The following is a 25,277-nucleotide window of genomic DNA, read 5'->3' as shown; positions in this document are numbered from 1 at the left end:
GCACGCGTCTCGCGCCTGGCGGGCGTCACCACGGTTCGAAGGTGGCCGGGATCGGTGCGTAGCCCGGCCGAGCGCGCGCGGGATGGCGTCGGCCCGCATCATGGCCTGGAAAAAGCCCTTCAGGTCGTCCGCGACGCGCCGTATCCGCGCGGAGCGCATGCCGATCACATGGATGGGGAACTCGCCCGACGGCAGCGGCCCCGCCGGGCGCCGCCGAAAGCCGGTCCTAGGCCGCTCCCAGCAGTCCGGGCCGTCCTTCGTGCGCGGCCTGGGCGCGCTGCTGGATGAACTCGATCATCATGGAAATGGCGCGTGGATGGTGGCGATTGGGCATGTACAGCATGTACATGGCGCGGCCGAAGATGCTCAAGCGCCACTGCGGCAAGGCGGGCAGCAGGTCGCCGCGCGCGATATCGTCGTGCACGACATAATCGGGCACCACGCCGATCCCCAGCCCGGCCAGCGTCGCCTCGCGCAGGAAGGCGTAGTTGCGCGAAATGACGGTGGGCTCCAGCACCACGTGCTGGCGCGGCTGGCCGCCGTAGTAGGCCGACAGCCGCAGCGGCCGGCCGATCACGGCGGCGCTGATGATGGGCAGGCGCGCCAGGTCGGCCGGCTTGTCCGGCAGGCCGCGCTCGCGCATGAAGGCGGGCGAAGCGCAGGCCACGTAGCGCACCTGGCCCAGTTCGCGCGCCACCAGATTGTGCGGCGGCTCGGACATGATGCGCACGGCGATGTCGACCTCGTCGCGCAGCAGATCATCGACGCTGTTCTCGAACAGCACGTCCAGCACGATGTCGGGATAGGCCTGCTTGAACTCGATCAGCCACGGCATCATCACGAACTGCCCGTAGCCGCTCGGCACGCTCAGGCGCACCTTGCCCTGCGGCGTCTTGCCCAGCGTTTCGACGGCCTCGCGCGCCGCCGCCAGTTCGTCCTGGATGCTGCGGCCGTGGTGGTACAGCTTGAGTCCGATTTCGGTGGGCTCGACGTGGCGCGTGGTGCGCCGCAATAGCTGCATGCCAACGGCGCGCTCTAACTGCGTCAGGTGATAGCTGACGTTGGCCCGTGTCATCTTCAGCCGACGCGCCGCTTCGCTCAGGTTGCCCGCATCCACGATCTCCACCAGCAACGTCAGCGCCTTTGTATCCATGTCGACTCTCCCGGACCGGTACTGGCTTTGCCCGTTGCATCGCGGCGGTCCGTGCCTATTGTCAAATTCCTTTATCGTCGTTGTCAATTATGGATGCCATTGTCAAGACTTCTTTGCTGGGAAAGAATAGACGGATACAAGACGGGCCGTTCCTGGCCCGCCAGGCGCCGCGACTGCGCCGCGTCCGCCCCGGGCGCGCCGGCCTCGCCAGAGCCCCGCTCTGCGATGCCGCCGTGCCGGCCAGGGCCGGCGCGGGCGGCGACCCTACCGGAGACACTGTCCCATGACAGCCAGCGCACCCGCCGGCGCCGTTCACACGCGCCGCGACGGCGACGTCCTCGTCGTCACCATCGATCATCCCCCCGTCAATGCCCTGAGCGCCGAGGTGCGCGCGGGCCTGGCGCGCGCCATCGACCAGGCCGGCGGCGACCCGCAGGTGCGGGCCGTGCTGCTCACCGGCGCCGGCAACAACTTCATCGCTGGCGCCGACATCCGCGAATTCGGCAAGCCGCCGCGTCCGCCCGCCCTGCCCGACGTGTGCAATCAGATCGAAGCCTGCGCCAAGCCGGTGGTGGCCGCGCTGCACGGCGCCGCGCTGGGCGGCGGGCTGGAAGTAGCGCTGGCGGCGCATTACCGCGTGGCCTTGCCGAACGCCAGGCTGGGCCTGCCCGAAGTGACGCTGGGGCTGCTGCCCGGCGCCGGCGGCACGCAGCGCACGCCGCGCCTGATCGGCGCGGCCGCGGCCTTGGACCTGATGCTGTCGGGCAAGCCGATGACGGCGCAGGCCGCCGTCGCGGCCGGGCTGGCCGATGAACTGGCCAGCGGCGCCGACCCGCTGGCCGCCGGCCTGGACTACACCCGGCGCCTGCTGGCGCAGGGCGCCAAGCCGCGCCGCAGCCGCGACGGCCAGGCGCTGGCCGACAAGGCCGCGTCGCTGGCCGCGATCGACGCCGCCGGCCAGCGCATCGCCGCCAGCACACGCGGCCTGTTCTCGCCCGCGAAGATCCTGGACGCCGTGCGCGCCGCCGTCGAACAACCTTTCGACGAGGGCCTGCGCGCCGAGCGCGCGCTGTTCCTGCAATGCCTGGACAGCCCGCAGCGCGCCGGCCTGATCCACGCCTTTTTCGCCGAACGCGAGACCGCCAAGATCCCTGAATTGAAGCAGGCCAAGCCGCGCCGGCTCGACAGCGTCGGCGTGATCGGCGGCGGCACCATGGGCGCGGGCATCGCCGTGGCGGTGCTGGACGCGGGCCTGCCGGTGGTCATGGTGGAACAGGACGAGGCCGCGCTGGCGCGTGGCCGCCAGCGGGTCGAACACGTCTACGACCTGCTGGTCGGCAAGGGCCGCATGAGCGCCGACGAGCGCGCCGCCCGGCTGGCGCGCTTCACCGGCGCCACCGACTATGCCGCGCTGGGCGAAGCCGACCTGATCATCGAGGCCGTGTTCGAGGACATGGACGTCAAGCGGGCGGTGTTCGCGCAGCTTGACCGCGTCGCCAAGCCGGGCGCGGTGCTGGCCACCAATACCTCTTACCTGGACGTGGACCGCATCGCCCAGGCCACGCGCGGCCCCGCCGATGTGCTGGGCCTGCACTTCTTCTCGCCCGCCAACATCATGAAGCTGCTGGAGGTGGTGGTGGGCCGCCAGACCGCCGCCGACACCGTCGCCACCGGCTTCGAGCTGGCGCGCCGCCTGCGCAAGATCCCGGTGCGCGCCGGCGTCTGCGACGGCTTCATCGGCAACCGCATCCTGGCGGTGCACCGCCAGGCGGCCGACATGATGATGGAGGACGGCGCCTCGCCCTACGAGATCGACGCGGCGGTGCGCGACTTCGGCTATCCCATGGGTCCGTACCAGATGGTGGACCTGGCCGGCGGCGACATCGGCTGGGCCACGCGCAAGCGCCGCGCCGCCACCCGCGACCCGGCGCTGCGCTACGTGCAGATTCCCGACCGCCTGTGCGAGCGCGGCTGGTTTGGCCAGAAGACCGGCCGCGGCTTCTACCTGTATCCGGATGGCGCCCGCCAGGGCACGCCCGATCCGGAAGTGCTGGCGATCATCGACGCCGAGCGCCAGCGCGCCGGCATCACGCCGCGCCCGTTCAGCGCCGAGGACATCCAGCGCCGCTACCTGGCGGCCATGATCAACGAGGCCGCCAACGTGCTGCACCAGGGCATCGCGCTGCGGCCCTCGGACATCGACATGGTGTTCCTGTCGGGCTACGGCTTTCCGCGTTATCGCGGCGGGCCGATGCATTACGCCGACCGCGTCGGGCTGGCCAACGTGCTGGCCGACATCCGCGCCTTTGCCAAGGAAGACCCCGCGTTCTGGAAGCCGTCGCCGCTGCTGGTGGAACTGGCCGAATCCGGCCGCGATTTCGCCAGCCTGAACCAGGCCGCCTGACCCCACTCATTCAACGGAAACCGATATGCGCGAAGCCGTCATCGTCTCCACCGCCCGCACGCCCATCACCAAGGCGCAGCGCGGCGAATTCAACCTGATCGCCGGGCCGACCCTGGCCGCCCACGCGGTGCGCGCCGCGGTCGAGCGCAGCGGCATCGACCCCGCCCTGATCGAGGACGCCTTCATCGGCTGCGGCTACCCCGAGGGCGCCACCGGCCGCAACATCGGCCGCCAGGCGGTGATCCGCGCCGGCCTGCCGGTCAGCGTCGGCGGCGCCACCGTCAACCGCTATTGCGCCTCGGGCCTGCAGGCCATCGCCTCGGCCGCGGCGCGCATCGTCATGGACGGCGCGCCCGCCATGCTCGCCGGCGGCGTCGAGCTGGTGTCGCAGATCCGCACCCGCGACGACGGCGTCAGCGGCATGGACCCGTGGATCGTGGCCAACAAGCCCGAGCTGTACCTGCCCATGATCGAGACCGCCGACATCGTCGCCGCGCGCTACGGCATCAGCCGCGAGGCGCAGGACCGCTTCGCCGCGCAGAGCCAGGCGCGCACCGAGGCCGCCCAGGCCGCCGGCCGCTACCGCGAAGAGATCATCCCCGTCACCACCACCATGGCCGTCACCGACCGTGCCACCGGCGCCGTGTCGGAACGCGAGGTCACGGTGGACCACGACACCTGCAACCGCCCGGGCACCACCTACGAGGCGCTGGCCAAGCTGGCGCCGGTGCGCGGCCCGGACCAGTTCGTGACCGCCGGCAACGCCTCGCAGCTGTCGGACGGCGCCGCCGCCTGCGTGCTGATGGAAGCGGCCGAGGCGCAGCGCGCCGGCATCCGCCCGCTGGGCGCGTTCCGCGGCCTGGCGATCGCCGGCTGCGAGCCCGATGAAATGGGCATCGGCCCGGTCTACGCGGTGCCCAAGCTGCTGGCGCGCCACGGCCTGAAGGTCGAGGACATCGACCTGTGGGAACTGAACGAAGCCTTCGCCTCGCAGGCGCTGTACTGCCAGGAACGCCTGGGCATCCCGATGGAGCGCCTGAACGTGAACGGCGGCTCGATCGCGCTGGGCCACCCGTTCGGCGTCACCGGCGCCCGCCTGGCCGGCCACGTGCTGCTGGAAGGCCGCCGCCGCGGCGCGCGCTACGCCGTCGTCACCATGTGCGTGGGCGGCGGCATGGGCGCGGCCGGCCTGTTCGAAATCTACTGAGGAATCGCCCGATGGATCTGGAATTCACCCCCGAAGAAAACGCCTTCCGCGACGAGGTCCGCGCCTTCCTGGCCGCCAACCTGCCGGCGCGGCTGTCGGCCAAGGTCACGCAGGGCAAGCTGCTGGCGCGCGCCGACATGGTCGAGTGGCACGCCATCCTCAACCGCCAGGGCTGGCTCGCCAGCCACTGGCCGGTGGAATACGGCGGCACCGGCTGGAGCGCCACGCAGAAGTTCATCTTCGACAACGAGTGCGCGCTGGCCGGCGCGCCGCGCATCGTGCCCTTCGGCCTGAGCATGCTGGGGCCGGTGCTGATCAAGTACGGCAACGAGGCGCAGAAGCGCCACTGGCTGCCCCGCATCCTGGACGGCTCGGACTGGTGGTGCCAGGGCTATTCCGAACCCGGCGCCGGCTCGGACCTGGCCTCGGTCAAGACCACCGCCGTGCGCGACGGCGACCACTACGTCGTCAACGGCCAGAAGACCTGGACCACGCTGGGCCAGTACGCCAACATGATCTTCTGCCTGGTGCGCACCTCGAACGAGGGCCGGCGCCAGGAAGGCATCAGCTTCCTGCTGATCGACATGGCCAGCCCGGGCGTGCAGGTGCGCCCCATCATCACGCTGGACGGCGAGCATGAAGTCAACGAGGTGTTCTTCTCGGACGTGCGGGTGCCGGTCGAGAACCTGGTGGGCGAGGAAAACCGCGGCTGGACCTGCGCAAAATACCTGCTGACCTATGAGCGCACCAACATCGCCGGCGTCGGCCAGTCGACCGCCGCGCTGGAACGCCTGAAGGCGGTGGCCGCCAGCCAGAAGAAGAACGGCCGCCCGCTGGCCGAGGATCCCGACTTCGCCGCGCGCCTGGCGCGGGTGGAGATCGAACTGGCCAACATGCGCACCACCAACCTGCGCGTGGTGGCGGCGGTGGCCGGCGGCGGCGCGCCCGGCGCCGAAAGCTCGATGCTGAAGATCCGCGGCACCCAGATCCGCCAGGAGATCACCGCGCTGAACCGCCGCGCCATGGGGCCCTACGCCCGCCCATTCGTGGCCGAGGCCCTGCACGACGGCTACGACGCCGCGCCCATCGGCCCGGAAGGCGCCGACAGCGCCGCGGCGCAGTACTTCAACAACCGCAAGCTGTCGATCTTCGGCGGCTCCAACGAAATCCAGAAGAACATCATCTCCAAGATGATCCTGGGACTGTAAAGGCCGGCCATGAACTTTGAACACACCGAAGACCGGCGCATGCTGTCCGACATGCTGCGCCGCTTTGTCGCCGAACAATACGACTTCGCCACGCGCGAACGCCACGCCAGGATGGCGCAGGGCTACAACCCCGAGTTCTGGCGCCGGTATGCCGAACTGGGCGCCATCGGCGCGCTGTTCGCCGAGGAACACGGCGGGCTGGGCGGCGCGGGCTTTGACATCAGCGTGGTGTTCGAGGCACTGGGCCGCGGCTTGGTGCTGGAACCCTTCCTGGACGCGCTGATGGTCGGCAGCGCCATCGCCCGCGCCGGCAGCCCGGCGCAGCGCGAGGCGCTGGACGGCCTGATCGCGGGCGGCATCACCGCCGCACTGGCCGCGGCCGAGCCCACCTCCGGCTACGCCCTGAACGACGTGCGCACCCGCGCCGAGCGCAGCGGCGACGGCTGGGCGCTGAACGGCGCCAAGGCCGTGGTGACGGGGGGCGAGCATGCCGACCTGTTCCTGGTGTCGGCGCGCACCGGCGGCGCCGAGGACGACGAATCCGGCATCAGCCTGTTCCTGGTCAGCGCCGGCACGCCGGGCGTGACGGCGCGCGGCTACGACCTGATCGACGGCGGCCGCGCCGCGGAACTCACGTTCGAGAATGTGGCGCTGGGCGCCGACAGCCTGCTGGGCGAGGCCGGCGCCGGCCATGCGTTGCTGGAACACGCCACCGGCCGCGGCATCCTGGCGCTGTGCGCCGAGGCCGTGGGCGCGATGGACTGCGTCCGCGACGCCACGCTGGAATACCTGCGCACCCGGCGCCAGTTCGGCGTGCCGATCGGCAGCTTCCAGGCGCTGCAGCACCGCATGGCCGACGTGCTGCTGGAGATCGAGCAGGCGCGCTCGGCGGTCATCAACGCCGCCGCCGCGCTCGACCACCCCGACCGCGCCACGCGCGAACGGGCGCTGTCGGCCGCCAAGTACACCATCGGCCGCATCGGCACGCTGGTGGCCGAGGAAAGCATCCAACTGCACGGCGGCATCGGCATGACCTGGGAGCTGCCGCTGGCGCACTACGCCAAGCGGCTGGTCATGATCGACCACCAGCTCGGCGACGAGGACCACCACCTGCGGCGCTACATCGCGCTGGGGCGCGCGTAAGCGGCGAGGACGGCATCATGACGCAGGCCCCTACAGACCGACCCATCGACTCACCCATCGACTCACCCATCGATGCACCCAACGCCGCGCCCCTGGGCCAGCCCTTCGCCGCGCCGTTCCCTGTACGCACCATCGACGACGTGCGCCGCCTGGCGGCCCGGCCGCTGGCCGAGACGCTGACGGTGCAAAGCACCTACGAGATCTTCCGCAACTCGGCCGCCGCCTTTGGCGACCGCATCGCGCTGACCTTCCTGCGCAACGCCGATCCCGACGAGCCGGCCATCAGTTGGCGCTACGACGAGCTGCTGGCCGGCATCCACCAGACCGCCAACCTGCTGCACAGCCTGGGACTCGGCCCGACTGACGCCGTCGGCGTGCTGCTGCCGGGCTGCCTTGAATACCATCTGGCGCTGTGGGGCGGCGAGGCCGCCGGCATCGTGCAGCCGCTCAACCCGCTGCTGACCGAGGACAAGCTGGCCTCGCTGCTGACCGCCGCCGGCGCCAAGGTGCTGATCGCCTACGGCTCGGACACCGAATGCGAGTCCTGGTCCAAGGCCCTGCGCCTGCGCGAGCGGGTGCCGACATTGCGCACGCTGCTGCGCGTCGCGCCGCACGACGAGCCGCCGTCGCAACGCCCGGCGCTGCCCGACTTCGCGCTCGACTTCAACAGCGCGCGCGCTGCCCAGCCCTCGGACCGGCTGGTCAGCGGCCGCGTGATCCGCGCCGACGACGTGGCCGCCTACTTCCACACCGGCGGCACCACGGGCGCGCCCAAGCTGGCCATCCACACCCACGCCAACCAGGTCTTCACGGCCTGGGCGGCGGTGCAGTTGCAGGGCGCGGGACCCGGCGACGTGGTCATCAACGGCTATCCGCTGTTCCACGTGGCGGGCGTGCTGCCGGCCTCGCTGGCGGCGCTGTCGGCCGGCGTGCAGACCGTGATCCCGACCACGCTGCTGCTGCGCAACCGCGAGGTGCTGCGCAATTACTGGCGGCTGGTCGAGCGCCACCGGGCCACCTCGCTGCAGGGCGTGCCGACCATCCTGGCGGCGCTGGCCGAGATCCCGCTGGACGGCGCCGACATCTCGTCGCTGCGCTACTGCCGCACCGGCGCCGCGCCGTTGCCGGCGGAGCTGGCGGCGCGCTTCGAGCGCCTGTTCGGCCTGCACGTGAACGAAAGCCTGGGCATGACGGAGATGGCCGGCATCACCTCGATCACACCGCCCGGCTCGCGCTTTCCGGTCAACTGCGTGGGCTTTCCGCTGCCCTATGTGCAGGTGCGCGTGGTCGGCCTGGATGCGCCCGCCGGGCAGCCGGCGCGCGACCTGCCGCCCGGGCAGGCAGGCATGCTGCTGTTCAAGTCGCCCAACGTCATCCCCGGCTTTCTCGACCCCGAGGACACGGCGCGCGCCTTCACCGAGGACGGCTGGCTCATCAGCGGGGATGTCGGTTTCCTGGACAGCGAGGGCCGCCTGCACCTGCAGGGCCGCGCCAAGGATCTGATCATCCGCGGCGGCCACAACATCGATCCCAAGACCATCGAGGATGCGCTGGCCTCGCACCCGGCGGTGCGCATCTGCGCCGCGGTCGGCGCGCCCGATCCGTACGCGGGCGAACTGCCGATCGCCTTCGTGACCCTGGCCGACGATGCCGAGGTCTCCGAGGCCGAGCTGATCGCCTACGCCGCCGCCCACGTCGACGAGGCGCCGGCACGGCCCAAGCGCGTCATCGTGCTCGAGCAGATGCCCATGACCAACGTCGGCAAGATCTACAAGCCCGACCTGCGCCGCCTGGCCACGGCGGTCTCGGCGCGCGCCGTGGTCGAGCGCGTCCTCGAACAGGCCGGCCTGCCGCCGGACAGTCCCCTGCTGCGCGTGCTGTCCGACGCGCAGCCCGACGTCGCCGTAGAAGCCGACGCCGCCACCCCCGCGCCGCTGAAGGAGCAGTTGCGCGAGGCGCTGCAACGACTGCCGGTCAAGGTCGCCCTGCGCGGCTGACCGGCGCCTCACAACACAGCCACGACACACAAAACCATAATCACATCGGAGACAAGCCCCATGGCCCACCAACCCCTGCGCCGCGCCTGCCTCGGCGCCCTGCTGCTGGCGCTGGCCGGCGGCGCGCTGGCGCCCGCGGCGTCGGCGCAAAACGCCTTTCCCACCAAGCCCATCACGCTGATCGTGCCGTTCCCGGCCGGCGGCTCCACCGACCGCCACCTGCGCATCGTCGCGCAGGACGCATCCAAGTACCTGGGCCAGCCCGTCATCGTCGAGAACCGCCCGGGCGCGGGCGGCACGCTGGGCACCGCGACCATGTCGCGCACCGCCAAGCCCGACGGCTACACCGTCGCGCTGTACACGCTGGCCATGCTGCGCATGCCGTACATGCAGAAGACCTCGTGGGACCCGATCAACGACTTCACCTTCATCATCGGCCTGTCCGGCTACACCTTCGGCTTCACGGTGCGCGCCGACTCGCCCTACAAGACTTTCAATGAGTACATCGAGGCCGCGCGCCAGCACCCGGGCACCATCGACTACGGCTCGACCGGCGTGGGCTCGTCGCCCCACCTGCTGATCGAGGAAGTGGCCATCAACGCCAAGGTCAAGCTGAACCACGTGCCCTACAAGGGCAACGCCGACATGCAGCAGGCGCTGTTGGGCGGCCACGTGATGGCGCAAAGCGACGCCACCGGCTGGGACCAGTTCGTCGATTCGGGCAAGATGCGGCTGCTGGTGACGTTCGGCGAAAAGCGCACCACGCGCTGGCCCGACGTGCCGACCGCGCAGGAGCTGGGCTACAAGGTCGTATCGACCTCGCCCTACGGCCTGGCCGGTCCCAAGGGCATGGACCCGGCGGTGGTCAAGACGCTGCATGACGCCTTCAAGAAGGCGCTGTTCGACCCGGCCAGCATCGAGGTCATGAAACAGCTTAACCAGGAACCCGCCTACCGCGACAGCGCCGACTACAAGGCCTGGGCCCAGGCGACCTACGTCAAGGAAAAGGGGCTGATCGAGTACCTGGGGCTGATGGCCAAGGACTGACACCGCCCCCAGGCTCCGTCCTGGACGGGCCGGGCGCCTCGCGGCGGCCGGCCCGTTTTTTCATTGGAACGCGGACTTGTAGGCGTACAGGCCGGGCGCGCCGCCGGTCATCACGAACAGCACGTCGCTGCCCGGCGCGTGGCGGCCGGCGCGCACGTCGGCCAGGAGGCCGGCAAAGGCCTTGCCGGAATACACCGGATCGAGCAGCAGCCCTTCGCTGCGCGCCAGCAGGCCAACCGCCTCCAGCATGGCAGGCGTGGGCACGCCATAGGCCAGGCCGCGCTGGCTGCCATCGACCAGGATGTCGTTGGGCGCCGGCGCCGCAAGGTCGTCCGCCTGGCCCTGCGCCAGCAGCGCCAGCGTGGCGGCGGTCAGGTCTACCGTCTTGGCATGCGCGACCTCCGCGTCGGCCAGCGTGGTGAACGACTGCACGCGGCTGGCGGGCAGGCCCGCCGCGACCACCCCGGCCGCCAGGCCGGCATGGGTGCCGGCGCTGCCGTTGGCCACCACGATGCGGGCGAAGTCCACCCCCAGTTCACGCGACTGCGCCAGGATCTCCAGCGCGCAGGCGGCGTAACCGAGCGCGCCGACGGGCGTCGACCCGCCCAGCGGCGCCAGGTAGACGCGGCGCCCGGCCAGCTCCAGCGCGCGCACCCGCTCCAGCGCCGCCGCCATGGCATCGGCGCCCACCGGCAGCGCATGCACCGTCGCCCCGAACAGGCGGTTCAGCAGCATGTTGCCGTTTTCCTCGTAATCGACGTCGTCGCGCGGCACCACCCGACCCAGCACCAGCTCGCAGGCCATGCCCGCGCGGGCCGCGGCCGCCGCCGTCAGGCGCGCGTGGTTCGATTGCAGGCCGCCGACCGTCACCACGGTATCGGCGCCCTGCGCGCGCGCCTCGCCCAGCAGGAACTCCAGCTTGCGCAGCTTGTTGCCGCCGCCGCCCAGCGACATATGGTCGTCGCGCTTGACGTACAGGCGCACGCCGTTGGCCGCGGCGCCCAGGGCCGCCTCCAGCCCGGCCAGGCGCTGGATCGGCGTGGGGCCGTCGAGCAAGGCATGACGGGGAAAGCGCTGCAACGCGGACGAAAGGCCAGTGGGCATGGGGAATTCCAGGGAGAAAGGCATGGCCGGCGGCGCGCGCCGCTGGCGCGAGGCGCCGACCGCAGCAGGATACGCCAAGACGGCCGCGCGATTGATCAGGGCTGGCGTGCCGATTGTGCACAAAGCGGCATGAATCCGTCGCGCCAGGGGTCGTCGACGCGGCGAGGCGCCTCCCCGGACCTGCGCGAGGCTGCTTGCCGTGTGAGCCGGCCCTAGCCCTCGGCGGCCGCCCCCTGCGCGGCCCGCCCCATCTGCTCGAAGCAGAACTCCCGCGCGATGCGGGTGGCCGGGCTTTCGCTGCGTCCGCGCAGCGTGACAAAGGCGAAATGCGCCGCGATGTCGAAATCCGGCGGCGGCGGCAGGCGCGCCAGGCGGCCCTCGGCAACTGGCCCGGCGGCCGACGCCAGCACGCCCAGATAGAGCGCGTCGGAGCGCGCGGCGATATCGAGCAGGCCGGCGATGTCCTCGCTTTCCATGTGCAGTTCGAAGCCGTCCGGCCGCGCCGCCGCGACGCGCCGCCGGATCTCCGGCGACAGGCCGGTGGACACCACGGGATACGCCAGCACCTGCGACAGCGACGGCGCGGGGCCCGCCAGCAGCGGATGGTCCGGGCGGCAGACAAAGCCCGACGCCAGGCTGGGCATGGCGGCCACGTCCAGGTCCGCGTCGTCGTCCAGCGTGCGCACGTGCACGACCAGCGCGTCCAGGGCGCGTTCACGCAGGCCGGCGAGCAGCGCGTCGGTCGGCCCGCGCGACAGGCGCACGCGCAGCCGCGGATAGGCGTCCATCACATGGCGCATCAGCGGCACGCTCAACAGCGCGCCGGGCGCGGCGCCCAGGCCCAGCGCCACCGCGCCGGCCTCGCCCTGCGCCAGCAGCTCGGCCTCGCGCCGGATCTCGTGCACCTCGGCCAGCACCCGGCGGGCGCGCGCGGCCACCTGCCGACCCAGCGGCGTGGCCTCGTTGCGCTTGCCGATGCGGTCCACCAGCGGCGCCCCCAGCTCGGCCTCCAGCAACTGGATGCTGCGGCTGAACGCGGGCTGCGACAGGTGCAGCGATTCCGCGGCGCGGGTGAACGAGCCGGTCTCCAGCAGCGCCACCAGATGAGCCAGTTGCGACAGATTCATGAAATCTCCGGGACGCGGCCGCGCCGCGAAAGATCATGCATAAAACGCATTGTAATCAGCCAATCAATCGATTGGACAGATGAAAACAGCGCTTCTAGCATTCCGGAAAACACACAACACCCAAGGGACTCCGATGAAGACACTGCTGTTATCCGCCGTCGCCACCCTCGCCCTGCTGGCCACGGGCGCCGCCGCCGCCGAAGACTACCCCGCCCGGCCGGTATCGCTGATGGTGCCGTATCCGGCCGGCGGCGCCAGCGACATCACGGCGCGCGCGCTGCAGGGGCCGATGACCCAGGCGCTGGGCGGCCAGGTCATCGTCGAGAACCTGGGCGGGGCCAACGGCGTGCTCGGCGCCAATCGCGTGCTGGGCGCCAAGGCCGACGGCTACTACGTGTTCCAGGGCTCGCCCAACGAACTGATCCTGGCCGGGCTGACCAACAAGTCGGTCCACTACAAGCCCGAGGCCTTCCGCATGATCGCGCCGGTCGCCACCTCGCCCTACGTGGTGATGACGCGCGCCGGGCTGGGCGTGGCCAACGTCGATGAACTGGTGGCGCTGGCCCGGCGCGGCGGCGCGCCGCTGACGTACGGCTCGGGCGGCGCGGGTTCGATGATCCACCTCATCACCGAGGCGCTTTCCAAGCGCGCCGGCCTGACGCTGACGCACATCCCCTATCGCGGCGCCTCGCCGATGCTGACCGACATGGCGGGCGGCCAGATCGACTTCGCCATCGTGCCCTATCAGGCCAATTACGAGGACCTGCGGCGCGAAGGCCGCATCCGCATCATCGGCACCCTCAACCGCGACCGCCTGCCGATGCTGCCCGACGTGCCGAGCGTGCAGGAAAGCGCCAGCCTGAAGAACTTCAACTACACCATCTGGACCGCCTACATGGTCAAGCAAGGCACGCCCGATGCGGTGGCGCAGAAGCTGCACGCGGCGGTCGAGGCGGCGCTGGCCGACCCCGCCGCGCGCAAGACGCTGCTGGCACAGGGCAAGATCCTGTTCGAGCCGCAGACCCTGGGCGCCAGCGAAGCCTTCTATGCCGAACAGACCGCGCGCCTGACCGAACTGGTGCGCAGCAGCGGTTTCCAGGCCGAATGAGCGGCCGCCCTCTTCCTTCCCACGGAGTCTGCATGTCCGACACTCTCATCCAGCCGGTGCTGGCGCACCTCGACGCGCGCCAGCCGCTGATCGCGCATTGGCTCAAGGCATTCCTGCGCATCCCCAGCGTCAGCGCCGACCCGGCCTTTGCCCCGCACATGGCGCGGGCGCGCGACTTCCTGTGCGAGCGGCTGCGCCGCGACGGGCTGCACAACGTGCAATTGCTGGAGGGCGGCGGCGAGGCGGCCGTCTACGGCGAGTGGCTGGGCGCGCCCGGCAAGCCCACGCTGCTGATCTACGGCCACTACGATGTGCAGCCGGCCGACCCGCTGGAACTGTGGCGCACCCCGCCTTTCGAGCCGACCCAGGTCGGGGACCGGCTCTATGCGCGCGGCGCCTCCGACGTCAAGGGGTCGACCACGGTGGCGCTGGAGGTGGTGTTCGCCTTCCTGGCCACGCTGCGCAGTTGCCCGGTCAACATCAAGGTGTTCATCGAGGGCGAAGAGGAAACCGGCAGCCCCACGCTGCGCGCGCTGATCCAGCGCCACGGCGCCCTGCTGGCCGCCGACGCGGTGCTCTCGGCCGACGGCGGCCGCGCCAGCGCCCAGGTGCCGACCATCAACACCGGCGCGCGCGGCAACGCGGCGCTGGAGGTGCGGTTGCGCACGGCCGCCAAGGATCTGCATTCGGGGCGCTATGGCGGCGGCGTGCGCAATGCGCTGCACGACATGGCCGCGCTGCTGGCCACGCTGCATGCGGCCGATGGCCGCGTCGCGGTGGCCGGCTTCGACGACGACGCCGCGCCGCCCACGCCGCGCCAGCGCCAGGACACCGCCGCCTTTCCTTATGACGAGGCGGCGTTCTTCGACGACGTGGGCGCGACCAGCCATGGCGAGCCCGGCTACAGCCCGCGCGAGCGCATCACGCTGCGCCCGGCCCTGGACGTGAACGGCATGTGGGGCGGCTATACCGGCGCCGGCACCAAGACCATCATCGCCTGCGAAGCGTCGGCCAAGCTGACCGTGCGCGTCGTGCAAGGGCAGGACCCGGCGCGGGTGATCCGCGCGGTCCTGGCGCACCTGCGGGCGCACTGCCCGCCCGGCGCCGCGCTGGAGGTGGTGGCGATGCACGACGGCTCGCCGGCCTCGACGCTGGCGCCGGACCATCCGCTGGTGCGCGCGGCCCAGGCGGTGCTGCGGACCGAAGACGGCCGCGATCCGATCCATGTGCGGCTGGGGGCCTCCGTGCCGATCACGTCGGTGTTCAAGGAAACCCTCGGCATCGATACGCTGATGTTCGGCTTCAACCTGCCGGACGAGGACGTGCACGCGCCCAACGAGTTCTTCCGCATCGGCTCGATCCGCGAGGGCGTGCAGGCCTGGACGCGGCTGCTCGACGCGCTCGGCCAGTATCAGCCGGCGGCGTTCCGCGCCTGAGCGCGGCGGACGAGGCAGCGGCTCCAACAATTTTCGTATGCAATAAATGTTGCCAGCCCGGGATTTTGATAGACTGGCTGCCCATACAGTCTTTCCGCCCCGCGCTTCATGACCCAGGAAGTTCCCGCCGATCCCAGCGCCGACGATATCGCCAAGGCCATCGCCGCCGCCATCGTGGCGCACCGGCTGCCGCCCGGCACCCGCCTGCGCGAAGAGGCGCTGGCGCGCGTCTACAAGGTCAGCCGCACCAAGATCCGCGCGGCCCTGCTGATGCTGTCCAAGGACAAGCTCATCAACATCGTGCCCGACAAGGGCGCCTTCGTCAGCAAGCCCGACGCCAACGAGGCGCGCGAGGTCTACGCGGTGCGCCGCATCCTCGAGGCCGCGCTGGCGCGCGAGTTCGTCGCCCGCGCCACGGCGGCCGACTACCGCCGCATCGACGCCCACCTGGCCCAGGAGCGCGCCGCGGTCGAAAGCGGCGACGTGCAGGCCCGCAACCGCCTGCTGGGCGACTTCCACATCCTGCTGGCCGAGGCCGTCGGCAATTCGGTGCTGACCGGCATGCTGCGCGAGCTGTCGGCGCGCAGCGCCGTGATCACCGTGCTGTACCAGAGCTCGCACGATGCCAGTTGCTCATCGCGCGAGCATCACGCCTTCATCGAAGCGGCCCGCGCCGGCGACGTCGACCGCGCCTGCGCGCTGATGGACGAGCACCTGGAACACGTGCAGACGGCGCTCGATTTCAGCGAAAGCGACCGCGCGGGCGGCGACCTGGTCGCGGCGCTGTTGAGCTGACGCGGGGCCGCGCGGGGCGGTTTGACCCTGCGCAAGGTTTGATTCCGCTCAAGTAGCCGCCCTCTCCCGACCGATACAGTGTTACGTAACCGTCGCAAGTCGCGACGGCCGCTGCACAAACACGGGAGACACCATGTACAAGCACATTCTCATTCCCACGGACGGCTCGCAATTGTCCTCGGAAGCGCTGGTCGAAAGCCTTGATCTGGCCAAGTCGCTGGGCGCCAAGGCCACCATCCTCACCGTCGAGGAGCCCTTCCACGTCTTCGCCATGGGCGCGGCGCAAGTGGCCCACAGCCTGAGCGACTACCAGGACCAGATCCGCGCCCAGGCCGAACGCCTCTTGAGCGCCGCCGCCACCCAGGCGCGCGAGGCCGGCGTGCCCTGCGAAACGCTGCGCGCCACCCACGAGGATCCCTACCAGGCCATCATCGACACCGCCCGCGAACGCCATTGCGACCTGATCGCCATGGCGTCGCACGGCCGGCGCGGCATGGCCGCCGTGGTGCTGGGCAGCCAGACGCAGAAGGTGCTGGCGCACTCCACCACGCCGGTGCTGGTGTATCGCAAGAAGGCCTGACAGGTCCGGGCTCGGGCCGCCGCCGCGGTCGCCTTCCGCAGGCGGCCAGCGCCGGCCGCCCGGCCGCCCCGGCCCGCTCAGGCCGCCGGATGCAGCAGTTGCTCCATGCGATCCTGGATCCAGCGCTCGGTGGCCGTCGGCGTCCGGCCCTGCAGCCAGAGCGTGCGCACCGACAACGGCGGCAGCGACAGGCCGACGCACGGCACATTGGCCAGGTCCTCGCGGTAGCCCTCGTACTCGGCGATGTTCAGCGGCAGAATGGCCCAGCCCAAGCCATCCACGGCCATGGCGGCGATGCTGTAGAAACTGTCTGAACGCCACGCCGACGGACTCATCACCACATCCTCCACCCCCTCCATCCGCATCACCAGTTGACGATGGCGCGCCAGATCGTTGCGCGTGACTTCGGGCAACGCGGCCAGCGGATGGTCGCGCGCCACGAAGATGCCCTGTCCCACGTCGCCCAGGTAGCGATGGGCGAAGGCCGCGCCCGGATCGCCGCGATCGTAATGGAACGCCACGCTGGCGCGCCCCTGCGAGACATAGTCCGCCACTTCGGTGGCCGTGCCGTTCAACTGGGTCAGCTCCAGCGCGGGAAAGCGCGCCGAGACCTCCTTCACCAGCGCGCCCAGCACCCGATCGGGCAAGGCCTCGTCCAGCGCCAGGCTGAGGTGCGCGTCCTGCCCGGCCGCGAATGACAGCGCCCGCTGCTCCAGTCCCGCCGCCTGGCGCAACAGCTCGCGCGCCTCCTGCAACAACACTTCACCGGCCCGGGTCAGCGTGGCATTGCGGCGCGAGCGGTCGAACAGCTCCACCCCCAGGTCCGCTTCCAGCAACCCCAGCGAGGTGCTGACGGCCGATTGCGCCCGGCCCACCTGGCGCGCCGCCGCCGAAAACGAGCCGGCGTCCGCCGCCGCCACGAAGTGCCGCAGTTGTTCCAGGGTCCAGTGCATGGTTGTCTCCAGTGGTGGCCAGGCAAGCCTTCAAAACGGTTGCCGGCCGCACGGGGCGACGGAGCCGCCACCGATGCATCTATTTTATAGATGGATTCCAACTTCTTATCCATGCTTCATAGATTGAAAATATCCGGCGTTATAGGAGTAAATGCATGACGCAGCGCAATCCCTCGCCCGCTGTCGCCGCGCCCGCGCCGGGTCGCTGGCTGGTGCTGGCCATCGTTTCCAGCGCCCTATTGCTGATCGTGGTCGACATGACCGTGCTGTACACCGCCCTGCCTCGGCTCACGCACGAACTGGGCGTGACGGCCTCGTCCAAGCTCTGGATCGTCAACATCTACGCGCTGGTGGTGTCCGGGCTGCTGCTGGGCATGGGCACGCTGGGCGACCGCCTGGGCCACAAGCGCCTGTTCATGATGGGCCTGGCCGTGTTCGGCGCGGCCTCGCTGGCGGCGGCCTATTCGCCCCACCCCGCGGCGCTGATCGCGGCGCGCGCGGTACTGGCGGTGGGCGCGGCCATGATGATGCCGGCGACGCTGTCGATCCTGCGCCTGACCTTCGCAGACGAGCGCGAGCGCGCCATCGCCATCGGCGTCTGGGCCTCGGTGGCCTCGGGCGGCGCGGCGCTCGGTCCGGTCATCGGCGGCATCCTGCTGGAGCACTTCTGGTGGGGCTCGGTGTTCCTGATCAACCTGCCGATCGTGCTGCTGGCGCTGCCGCTGGCGCGCCGCTACATCCCGGCCGGCCGGCCGGACCGCCAGCGCCCCTGGGACCTGGTCGGCTCGCTGCAGGTGATGGTCGGCCTGATCCTGACCGCCTATGCGCTCAAGGAACTGGGCCGCGCCCAGCCGTCCTGGCTGGACGCCGCGCTGGCCTGCGCCGGCGGCGCCGCGATGCTGTTCATCTTCGCCCGGCGCCAGCGCGCGCGGCCCCATCCGCTGATCGACTTCGCCATCTTCCGCAACCGCAGCTTCAGTTCGGCGGTGGCCTCGGCGCTGTTCGCGGCGGCGGCGCTGCTCGGCATGGAGCTGGTGTTCAGCCAGCGCCTGCAACTGGTGCTGGGCATGTCGCCGATCCAGGCCGCGCTCTACATCCTGCCGCTGCCGCTGGCCGCGTTCATCGCCGGCCCGCTGGCCGGCTGGCTGCTGCCGAAGGTGGGCAGCGCGCGCCTGCTGTTCGTCTCGCTGCTGGTGTCCGGCCTGGGCATGGGCGGCTACCTGTTCAGCTACGACGGCGCGCTGGCGGCGCAGATCGCCAGCCTGTGCGTGCTGGGCGTGGGCATCGGCGCCACCATGACCGCCGCGTCCAGCACCATCATGCAGAGCGCCACGCCCGAGCGCGCCGGCATGGCCGCGTCGATCGAGGAAGTGTCGTATGAACTGGGCGGCGCGCTGGGGGTGACGCTGATGGGCTCGATCCTGTCGGGGGTGTACGCGCACACGCTGGACGTGCCCGCCGGCCTGCCGGCAGCCGGGGCGGGTGCGGCGCGCGACAGCCTGGACGAAGCGCTGGTGGTGGCCGAGGGCCTGTCCAGCGACACAGGCGCCGCGCTGGCGCGGCTGGCCCGCGACGCGTTCGACGCGGGCTACGCGGCGGTCATCGCCACCGCCACCGTGCTGCTGCTGGCCACCGCGTTGCTGGTGCTGGTGAACCGCTGGCGTGGCGGCGCCAAGGTGTCCGCCCCCGCGCCGCGCTGATCCGCCGTTGCAGGCCCGGCTGGCGGGCGTCATGCACCAGTGCGAAACGCGTTGGAAGGTCGCTGCACCCCGGGCCTGTCAATCACGAAAAGGAACGGCCCCTAGGCCGTATCGCCCGGGCGCCGCGCCCCCACCAGGCTCAACACGTACTCCAGGAACGCCGCCTCGTCCGGCATGGCGCCGCCGCCCGCCGCGATGGCGTCGGCCACTTCCAGGTGGCTGTGCAGCCAGTACTGGATCAGCGCGCCGGTGGTGATCATGGCCTGCCCCGCCGGAATGTCGGCGCGCACGAAGCCGGCTTTCTGGGCCTGCGCGAAGACCGGCACGAACAGCCGGTTCAGGCGTTCGGAGCGCGCCCGGCGCTCGGCTTCCTGCGCCCCCATCACGCGCCAAAGCTGGAAGCGCAAAGCGGCCGGGTGCGTCTTCCAGTAGCGCAGATAGCTGCCCACCATGTCAGGCACCGTGCGCGCCGTGACGGGCTGGCGCGTGATCGGCTCGATCGCGGCCAGGAAATCCTCGGTGATGCATTCCCCCACCTTGGACCAGAGGCTTTCCTTGTCCTTGAAATGATGGTGGATCAGCCCGGGCGAGACCTTGGCTTCCTGCGCGATCAGCCGCATGGTCGAACCGTCGAAACCCAGGCGGGCGAACAGCGTCAGCGCCGATTCCAGGATCACGTCGCGGGCGTCGGGCGTCGTGTATTGCGAGCGCAGCTCTGTCATGCCGAAGGTCTCCATCGTTGCGGCAACCGGCATGTTAAGGGCGCGAAACGCATTGATCAATTGACTGACCAAACGTTTAGTCAATAGAATTGCGACAAATTCTCATTAACCACCCTGGAGTTTGTCTTGCCCCCGTCACCCGCGCTCCCGCGCCGCCGCCTGTGCCGTCCCCTGCTGCTGGCGTTGTCGCTGACCCTGGCCCCGTTCTCAACGCGGGCGCAAACGCCTCCCGCAGCCGCCTCCGACGCTGCGTGGGCGTCGACGACGGCGTCGGAGGCCGCTTCCAACCCGCCCGGGGCCGGCGCCGCGGAACTGCCCGCCGTCACCGTGACCGCGCGCCGGCGCGAGGAAAGCGCGCAGGACGTGCCCATCGGCATGACCGTGCTGAACGGCGAGCAACTGCGCGCCGACGCCGCGCCGCAGGCCGGCAACGCCGGCCTGGCGCGTTCGGCGCCCAACCTGGCGTTCACAGACACGGGCGGCCAGAATTCCAACGTCTTCACCATCCGGGGCGTGGGCTCGTTCGCGCCGCTGTCGCCGGACGACACCTCGGTGGTGATGTACGCCAACGACGTGCCGCGCTCGGTCTACGGCGCGCCGCCGACGCTGCTGGACGTGAACCGGGTCGAGGTGCTGCGCGGGCCGCAAGGCACGCTGTTCGGCCGCAACACGCAGGGCGGCGCCATCAACGTGATCGCCAACCAGCCGGTGTTCGACCGCGAATACACCGTGCGCGGCGAGATCGGCTCGCACGGCCACCGGCTGGGCGAACTGATCGCCAACGAGGCCCTGTCGGACACCGTGGCCGCGCGCCTGGCGCTGCGCTACACCACGGTGGACGGGACCACCCCCAACCTGGCTTCGGGTGGCAAGGACGGCTGGGCCGACGTGGGCGCGGCGCGCGCCACGGTGCTATGGACGCCCGGCGCCAACACCGTGGTGACGGTCACCGGGTCGTACGACCAGCAGAAGGCCGCCGCGCCGCGCTTCGTGTGGCTGCAGAACCCGCGCTTTCCGCAGACCGCCTCGGATCCCGAGAACAAGATCGACTGGAAGGACAGCAGCGGCAGCGTCAAGGTCGAGCACGAGTTCGAGCACTTCACCCTGACCTCGCTGACCAGCTACCTGGATTCGCGCTCGCGCCAGGCCTTCGACCTGACCGACGGCCTGATCTATTCGGCGATGACCGGCCGGCCCGCGTCCGTGTACAACGTGCCCTACGCCGACTACGCCGACATCCGCTTCCAGGAACAGAGCTGGCAACAGGAATTGCGCCTGAGTTCGCCGGAAACCAGCGCACTGGGCTGGACCGTGGGCGCCAACTACTTCCACTCCAGCTTCCGCAACGACACCACCGCCAAGGCCTCGCCGGCGGCGTTCAACTTCCAGACCCAGAACGGCACCCAGGCCAACCGCATCAAGACCGACAGCGCCTCGCTGTTCGGCGAGGCCAGCGTGCCGCTGACGCCGAAACTGAAGGCCCTGGCCGGCCTGCGCTACACGCACGAGGCCAAGGACGCGCGCTACCGCTACACCGGCAACGGCAACCCCTCGGTGGTGGCCAACTTCAGCCAGCACGACACGCTGTCCGACAATTTCGTCACCGGCCGCACCGGCCTGTCGTATGACTGGAGCGACGCGCTGATGACTTACGCCACCGTGTCGCGCGGCTATGTCTCGGGCGGCTTTGCCGGCGTGTCCGTCAACACGCCGACCGGCAAGCCGGAAACGCCGTTCGAGGCCTCGACCAGTTGGACCTACGAACTGGGCTTCAAATCGCAATGGTTCGACCGCCGCCTGGACCTGAACGGCTCGGTATTCCTGAACGAGGTCAAGCGCGGCCACCTGATCGTGTTCAACCCGTCCGCCCTGCTGTTCACGCCCGCCTCGCTCGACTACCGCAGCAAGGGCGCCGAACTGGAATTCGCGGCGCGCGTGCATCCCAACGTCAAGCTGATCGGCGGCGCCGGCTACACCCATGCCGAACTGGTCTCGGTGCCCGCCGGCAGCGCCACTGGCGCCCAGTCGGGCAACCGTGTGCCCAATGTGCCGCGCCTGACCGCCAATCTGGGCGTGGAAGTCGAGGCGCCGGCGCGACCGCTCGGCCTGCCTGGCCAGCTCAACGGCCAGATCGTCTGGCAGCACGTCGGCGCGCGCGCGGCCGACGTCAAGGAAAGCTTCACCCTGCCCGCCTACGACGTGGTCAACCTGCGCGCCGGCTGGCGCGACGGGCCGCTGGAAATCTATGGCTTCGTCTACAACCTGTTCGACAAGCGATATCTGGTGGCGGGCCAGAGCTGGGGACCCACGGTCAGTTCTGTGCGGTTGGGACAGGAACGACTGGCGGGCGTCGGCATGAGCTGGAAGTTCTGACATGCGGACCGGCCAACCCGCCGCGCCCTGGGCGCGCCTGGCCGCCATCGCGGCCCTGTACGTGTCGCTTGGCGCGGTGCTCGGCTTCGTGCAGGGCGGCGTCGGCCCGATCATGCGCGGCAAGGGCCATGCGCTGACCTCGATGGCGCCGGTATTCGCGCTGTACCTGCCGTTCGGCGTGACCTTCCTGTGGGCCCCGCTGGTGGATCGCTGGCGCCTGCCCTGGCTGGGCCGGCGCAGCGGCTGGATCGTGGCGGCGCAGGGCCTGGCGGTGCTGCTGGTGGCCGCGATCGCGCTGGGCGGCGCGTTGCCGCTGGCCGCGTTGTTCGGGCTGGGCCTGGCCGCGACGCTGGCGGTGGCGACCATGGACGTGGCGCTGGACGCCTGGACGGTCGAGCACATTGCCGACGCCCATCGCGGCGCGGCATCGGCGGCCAAGGTCGGCGGCCTGTCGCTGGGCGCGGTGCTGGGCGGCGGCGTGCTGGTCGGCCTGTTTCCCCGCCTGGGTTGGGAAGGCGCGCTGCTGTTGCTGGCCGCCCTGATGGCGTTCGCGACGCTGCCGGCCTGGCGCCTGCCCGACCACGCCGCGCCAGCGGCGGCGCGGCAGGCAAGGCCGGGCCTGCGGGCCGCCCTGCGGCAACCGGCCATGGCCGGGCGCCTGCTGCGCATCAGCCTGGTCACCTGCGCGCTGATGGCGCTGTTCAACCTGAACCGGCTGATGCTGGTGGACCTGGGCGTGCCGCTGGCCCGCATCGGCTGGGCGTTGGGGGTGGCCGCGCCGCTGGCCAACCTGGCGATGGCCCTGGCGCTGCCGGCGGCGCTGCGGCGCTGCGCCCCGCGGCCCTTGCTGTGGGCCTTGCTGGCGGCCACCGTGGCCGGCGCGCTGGCCATCGTCATGGCCCTGCGCATCGGCCACGCCGACCTGGCCATCGGGGCCTCGATCGCGATCAGCGCCTGCGTCAGCGGCCTGTACATCGTCATGGGCGGCCTGATCCTGGGCTGGGCGGCGGGCGGCCAGGCCGCCACCGACTACGCGCTGCTGTACGGCCTGGGCCGCTTCGTCGGCACGCTGGCGCTGCTGGGCATGCCGGCATTGATCGCCCTCGTCGGCTGGCCTGCGTTCTATGCGCTGGCGGCCGCCTGCGCGGTGCTGGCCGTGGCCTGCTTCATGGCGGCGCTGCGAAAAACCTGATCCCTGTCGGCACAAAGGCGGCAAGCCCCGTAAACTTCCGGACATCCCATTGAGATAGATCATCGTACCCAGGGTATGGCTTCGGATAGGCTTATGCGAAATGTGAAAAACAAGTCCGCCCCCGACAAGGACAGCTATTTGTTCTCCGACCAGATTGGACACCTGCTGCGGCGCGTGTACCAACGGCATACCGCCCTGTTCCAGCAGTACATCCCCGACTCGCAGTTGACCGCGGCGCAGTTCGTCGTGCTGTGCTCGGTGCGTGACAACCAGGGCAGTTCGCTGGCGGATATCGTCAAGGCCACGGTCATCGACCAGGCCACGGTGCGCGGCGTGGTGGACCGGCTCAAGCAGCGCGAGCTGGTGCGGGTCGACCACGACCCGCACGACCGCCGCAAGGTGGTGATCAACCTGACCCCGGTGGGCCAGGAGCTGGTGCGAAAAATGGAACCCTTCGCCCTGCAGATCACCGAAAGCACCTATGGCACGCTCAATCCCGCCGAGCGCGTGGCGCTGGAATTCCTGCTGCGCAAGATGATCGAGGGCGACGCCGGGGAATGAGGCGTCCGGGCGTCCGGCGTCCGGGCGTCCGGCGTCCGGGCTTCCGGCGTGCGAGCGGCACGCGTCCTCCCGGATGCGCGCCGCCCTTCTGACGGATCAGTCCAGCGCGCGGTTGCGCGACTCGACGTCGACCGCCCGGATCGACAGCGCCGCGGCCAGCAGCATGGCCGCCAGCACCGCAAGCGCCAGCGTGAAGTGGGTGGCCATGATGGGCGCGATGATGGCCGGCGCGAACAGCCCGCCGAAACGCGCCACCGCGCCCGCCAGCCCCATGCCGCTGGCGCGCAGGTCGGTCGGATAGACCTCGGGCGTGAACGCATACAGCGCGCCCCAGGTGCCCAGCAGCGCGAAGCTCATGAGCAGCGTCGAGCCGACCACCAGGAAGCTGGAGGTGCCCAGGCTGTACAGCATGCAACCCACCGCGCTCAGGATCAGGAAGCCGACCAGCGTGGGCTTGCGGCCCCAGCGCTCCACCCCGTAGGCCGACAGCGCGAAGCCCGGCAACTGCACCAGCGCCAGCAGCACCAGGAATTCCTGGCCGCGCATGAAGGCGAAGCCCTGGCTGCTGAGCTTGATCGGCAGGTAGACGAACACGCCGTAGTAGGCGATGGAGATCAGCGCCCAGGCCAGGCACAGCGCGATGCTGCGGCGGCGCAGCGCGTTCGAGAACAGCGCCGACAGCGGCTTGCGCTCATGCAGTTCCGGCTTGAGCTCGGGGATGTCGGTCGGACGTCCGTTGACGCGGGCCACGCGTTCGAGCACCTTGCGCGCCTGCCCCGACTTGCCGTTGCGGTTCAGGTACATCGGCGACTCGGGGATGTAGAAGCGCAGCACCACGCCGATCAGCGCCGGCAGGCCGGTGACGAAGAAGATCACGCGCCAGGCATCGTCGCCCCACGACAGCGCGGCCAGGGCCAGCAGCGCCAGGCAGATGGTGCCCAGGGCCCAGAACGATTCCAGCAGCACCAGCCAGCGGCCGCGGCGTTCGCTCGGCAGGAACTCGGCCATCATGGTGTAGTCCACCGGCAGCGTGCCGCCGACACCGATGCCGGTGACAAAGCGCAGCAACAGCAGCCAGGCGAAGTCCGGCGCGAAGGCCGAGGCCACGCCGGCGCAGGCGTCGATGACCACGGCCATCATCAGCACCGGGCGGCGGCCGATGCGGTCGGCCAGCCGGCCAAACGCGAAGGCGCCGATCAGCATGCCGACGAAGAACGCGGTGCCGGTCTGCAAGGCCTCGGGCACCGGAATGCCGAAGGTGCGGGCGATCGAAGGCGCGCTGAAGCCGATCGACAGCACCTGCATGGCGTCGGCCAGCCAGACCAGCCCGAAGATCATGAACAGCCGGTACTGGAACTTGCCGACGCCGGCGGTCTTGATGCCTTGTTCCACCGTGATGAATGAAGCTGACATATGCGTGATTCCCTTTGTGTGCCGCGCGCGGGATCCGCGCCTGGAAAGGCGTCG

Annotated in this window: 20 protein-coding genes; 14 read left to right on the top strand and 6 right to left on the bottom strand. The window is 70.5% G+C overall.

From position 1 onward, the window contains the following. Nucleotides 1-226: 226 nt before the first annotated feature. Nucleotides 227-1,153, bottom strand: coding sequence for a LysR family transcriptional regulator (locus SB816_RS11670; protein ID WP_116792390.1), 927 nt, complete (start codon nucleotides 1,151-1,153; stop codon nucleotides 227-229). A 283-nt stretch (nucleotides 1,154-1,436) separates the two neighbouring features. Between SB816_RS11670 and SB816_RS11665 the strand changes: the two genes are divergently transcribed. Genes SB816_RS11665 through SB816_RS11640 form a run of 6 tightly spaced genes read left to right on the top strand, consistent with a single transcriptional unit; the run spans nucleotide 1,437 to nucleotide 10,159 of the window. Next, a complete protein-coding gene (locus SB816_RS11665) occupies nucleotides 1,437-3,557 on the top strand; it encodes a 3-hydroxyacyl-CoA dehydrogenase NAD-binding domain-containing protein (protein ID WP_410547013.1) in 2,121 nt (706 codons plus the stop codon). 25 nt (nucleotides 3,558-3,582) lie between these two features. After that, complete coding sequence (locus tag SB816_RS11660) at nucleotides 3,583-4,764, top strand: acetyl-CoA C-acyltransferase (protein ID WP_175166899.1); 1,182 nt, start codon at nucleotides 3,583-3,585, stop codon at nucleotides 4,762-4,764. A gap of 11 nt (nucleotides 4,765-4,775) precedes the next feature. Further along, entirely contained in the window at nucleotides 4,776-5,972 is a 1,197-nt protein-coding gene (locus tag SB816_RS11655) for an acyl-CoA dehydrogenase family protein (protein WP_054415542.1), read from the top strand. A 9-nt stretch (nucleotides 5,973-5,981) separates the two neighbouring features. Further along, nucleotides 5,982-7,115 (top strand): acyl-CoA dehydrogenase family protein, encoded by a 1,134-nt coding sequence (locus tag SB816_RS11650; protein ID WP_269874989.1) that lies wholly within the window; start codon nucleotides 5,982-5,984, stop codon nucleotides 7,113-7,115. A gap of 17 nt (nucleotides 7,116-7,132) precedes the next feature. Then, complete coding sequence (locus SB816_RS11645; protein WP_410547012.1) at nucleotides 7,133-9,112, top strand: acyl-CoA synthetase; 1,980 nt, start codon at nucleotides 7,133-7,135, stop codon at nucleotides 9,110-9,112. A gap of 60 nt (nucleotides 9,113-9,172) precedes the next feature. Next, entirely contained in the window at nucleotides 9,173-10,159 is a 987-nt protein-coding gene (locus tag SB816_RS11640; protein ID WP_054415546.1) for a tripartite tricarboxylate transporter substrate binding protein, read from the top strand. Between the two features lie 60 nt (nucleotides 10,160-10,219). Here SB816_RS11640 and SB816_RS11635 read toward each other — a convergent pair whose 3' ends face one another. Beyond that, nucleotides 10,220-11,263 carry a D-cysteine desulfhydrase family protein gene (locus SB816_RS11635; RefSeq protein ID WP_054502447.1) on the bottom strand — a complete coding sequence of 348 codons (1,044 nt, stop codon included), beginning with the start codon at nucleotides 11,261-11,263 and terminating at the stop codon, nucleotides 10,220-10,222. 212 nt (nucleotides 11,264-11,475) lie between these two features. Continuing rightward, nucleotides 11,476-12,390, bottom strand: a complete 915-nt coding sequence (locus SB816_RS11630; RefSeq protein WP_410547011.1) for a LysR family transcriptional regulator — start codon at nucleotides 12,388-12,390, stop codon at nucleotides 11,476-11,478. A 133-nt stretch (nucleotides 12,391-12,523) separates the two neighbouring features. Between SB816_RS11630 and SB816_RS11625 the strand changes: the two genes are divergently transcribed. The 4 genes from SB816_RS11625 to SB816_RS11610 all read left to right on the top strand — a co-directional run bounded on the left by SB816_RS11625 (nucleotide 12,524) and on the right by SB816_RS11610 (nucleotide 16,309). Beyond that, the gene (locus SB816_RS11625; protein ID WP_410547010.1) at nucleotides 12,524-13,498 is read left to right on the top strand and encodes a tripartite tricarboxylate transporter substrate binding protein; all 975 of its coding nucleotides are present in this window, start codon (nucleotides 12,524-12,526) and stop codon (nucleotides 13,496-13,498) included. A gap of 32 nt (nucleotides 13,499-13,530) precedes the next feature. Then, nucleotides 13,531-14,934: a dipeptidase gene (locus tag SB816_RS11620; protein ID WP_410547009.1), complete on the top strand. Its 1,404-nt coding sequence runs from the start codon at nucleotides 13,531-13,533 to the stop codon at nucleotides 14,932-14,934. Nucleotides 14,935-15,042: 108 nt separating this feature from the next. Then, nucleotides 15,043-15,729 carry a GntR family transcriptional regulator gene (locus tag SB816_RS11615; protein ID WP_054502386.1) on the top strand — a complete coding sequence of 229 codons (687 nt, stop codon included), beginning with the start codon at nucleotides 15,043-15,045 and terminating at the stop codon, nucleotides 15,727-15,729. A gap of 133 nt (nucleotides 15,730-15,862) precedes the next feature. After that, a complete protein-coding gene (locus SB816_RS11610) occupies nucleotides 15,863-16,309 on the top strand; it encodes a universal stress protein (RefSeq protein WP_054502385.1) in 447 nt (148 codons plus the stop codon). 77 nt (nucleotides 16,310-16,386) lie between these two features. Here SB816_RS11610 and SB816_RS11605 read toward each other — a convergent pair whose 3' ends face one another. Continuing rightward, nucleotides 16,387-17,262 (bottom strand): LysR family transcriptional regulator, encoded by an 876-nt coding sequence (locus SB816_RS11605; protein WP_006385087.1) that lies wholly within the window; start codon nucleotides 17,260-17,262, stop codon nucleotides 16,387-16,389. Between the two features lie 155 nt (nucleotides 17,263-17,417). Here SB816_RS11605 and SB816_RS11600 point away from each other — a divergent pair, with 155 nt between their 5' ends. After that, nucleotides 17,418-18,962: an MFS transporter gene (locus SB816_RS11600; protein WP_336236275.1), complete on the top strand. Its 1,545-nt coding sequence runs from the start codon at nucleotides 17,418-17,420 to the stop codon at nucleotides 18,960-18,962. A gap of 101 nt (nucleotides 18,963-19,063) precedes the next feature. On the opposite strand, the gene SB816_RS11595 is transcribed toward SB816_RS11600, so the two are convergent. Further along, nucleotides 19,064-19,684, bottom strand: coding sequence for a TetR/AcrR family transcriptional regulator (locus SB816_RS11595; RefSeq protein WP_336236276.1), 621 nt, complete (start codon nucleotides 19,682-19,684; stop codon nucleotides 19,064-19,066). A gap of 126 nt (nucleotides 19,685-19,810) precedes the next feature. Here SB816_RS11595 and SB816_RS11590 point away from each other — a divergent pair, with 126 nt between their 5' ends. The 3 genes from SB816_RS11590 (at nucleotide 19,811) to SB816_RS11580 (ending at nucleotide 23,810) form a co-directional block, all read left to right on the top strand. Then, on the top strand, nucleotides 19,811-22,057 hold the full coding sequence (locus tag SB816_RS11590) for a TonB-dependent receptor (RefSeq protein WP_410547008.1): 2,247 nt from the start codon (nucleotides 19,811-19,813) through the stop codon (nucleotides 22,055-22,057). Between the two features lies 1 nt (nucleotide 22,058). Further along, entirely contained in the window at nucleotides 22,059-23,249 is a 1,191-nt protein-coding gene (locus SB816_RS11585) for an MFS transporter (protein ID WP_410547007.1), read from the top strand. A gap of 93 nt (nucleotides 23,250-23,342) precedes the next feature. Beyond that, a complete protein-coding gene (locus tag SB816_RS11580) occupies nucleotides 23,343-23,810 on the top strand; it encodes a MarR family winged helix-turn-helix transcriptional regulator (protein ID WP_026384857.1) in 468 nt (155 codons plus the stop codon). A gap of 96 nt (nucleotides 23,811-23,906) precedes the next feature. Here SB816_RS11580 and SB816_RS11575 read toward each other — a convergent pair whose 3' ends face one another. Continuing rightward, complete coding sequence (locus SB816_RS11575; protein ID WP_006385090.1) at nucleotides 23,907-25,223, bottom strand: MFS transporter; 1,317 nt, start codon at nucleotides 25,221-25,223, stop codon at nucleotides 23,907-23,909. Between the last annotated feature and the right edge of the window lie 54 nt (nucleotides 25,224-25,277).

The organism is Achromobacter sp. SIMBA_011, assembly GCF_046535435.1.
Taxonomy (GTDB): domain Bacteria; phylum Pseudomonadota; class Gammaproteobacteria; order Burkholderiales; family Burkholderiaceae_B; genus Achromobacter; species Achromobacter dolens.
The sequence above is the reverse complement of the archived record's forward strand: the minus strand, read 5'-3'. Positions and strand labels throughout refer to the sequence as shown.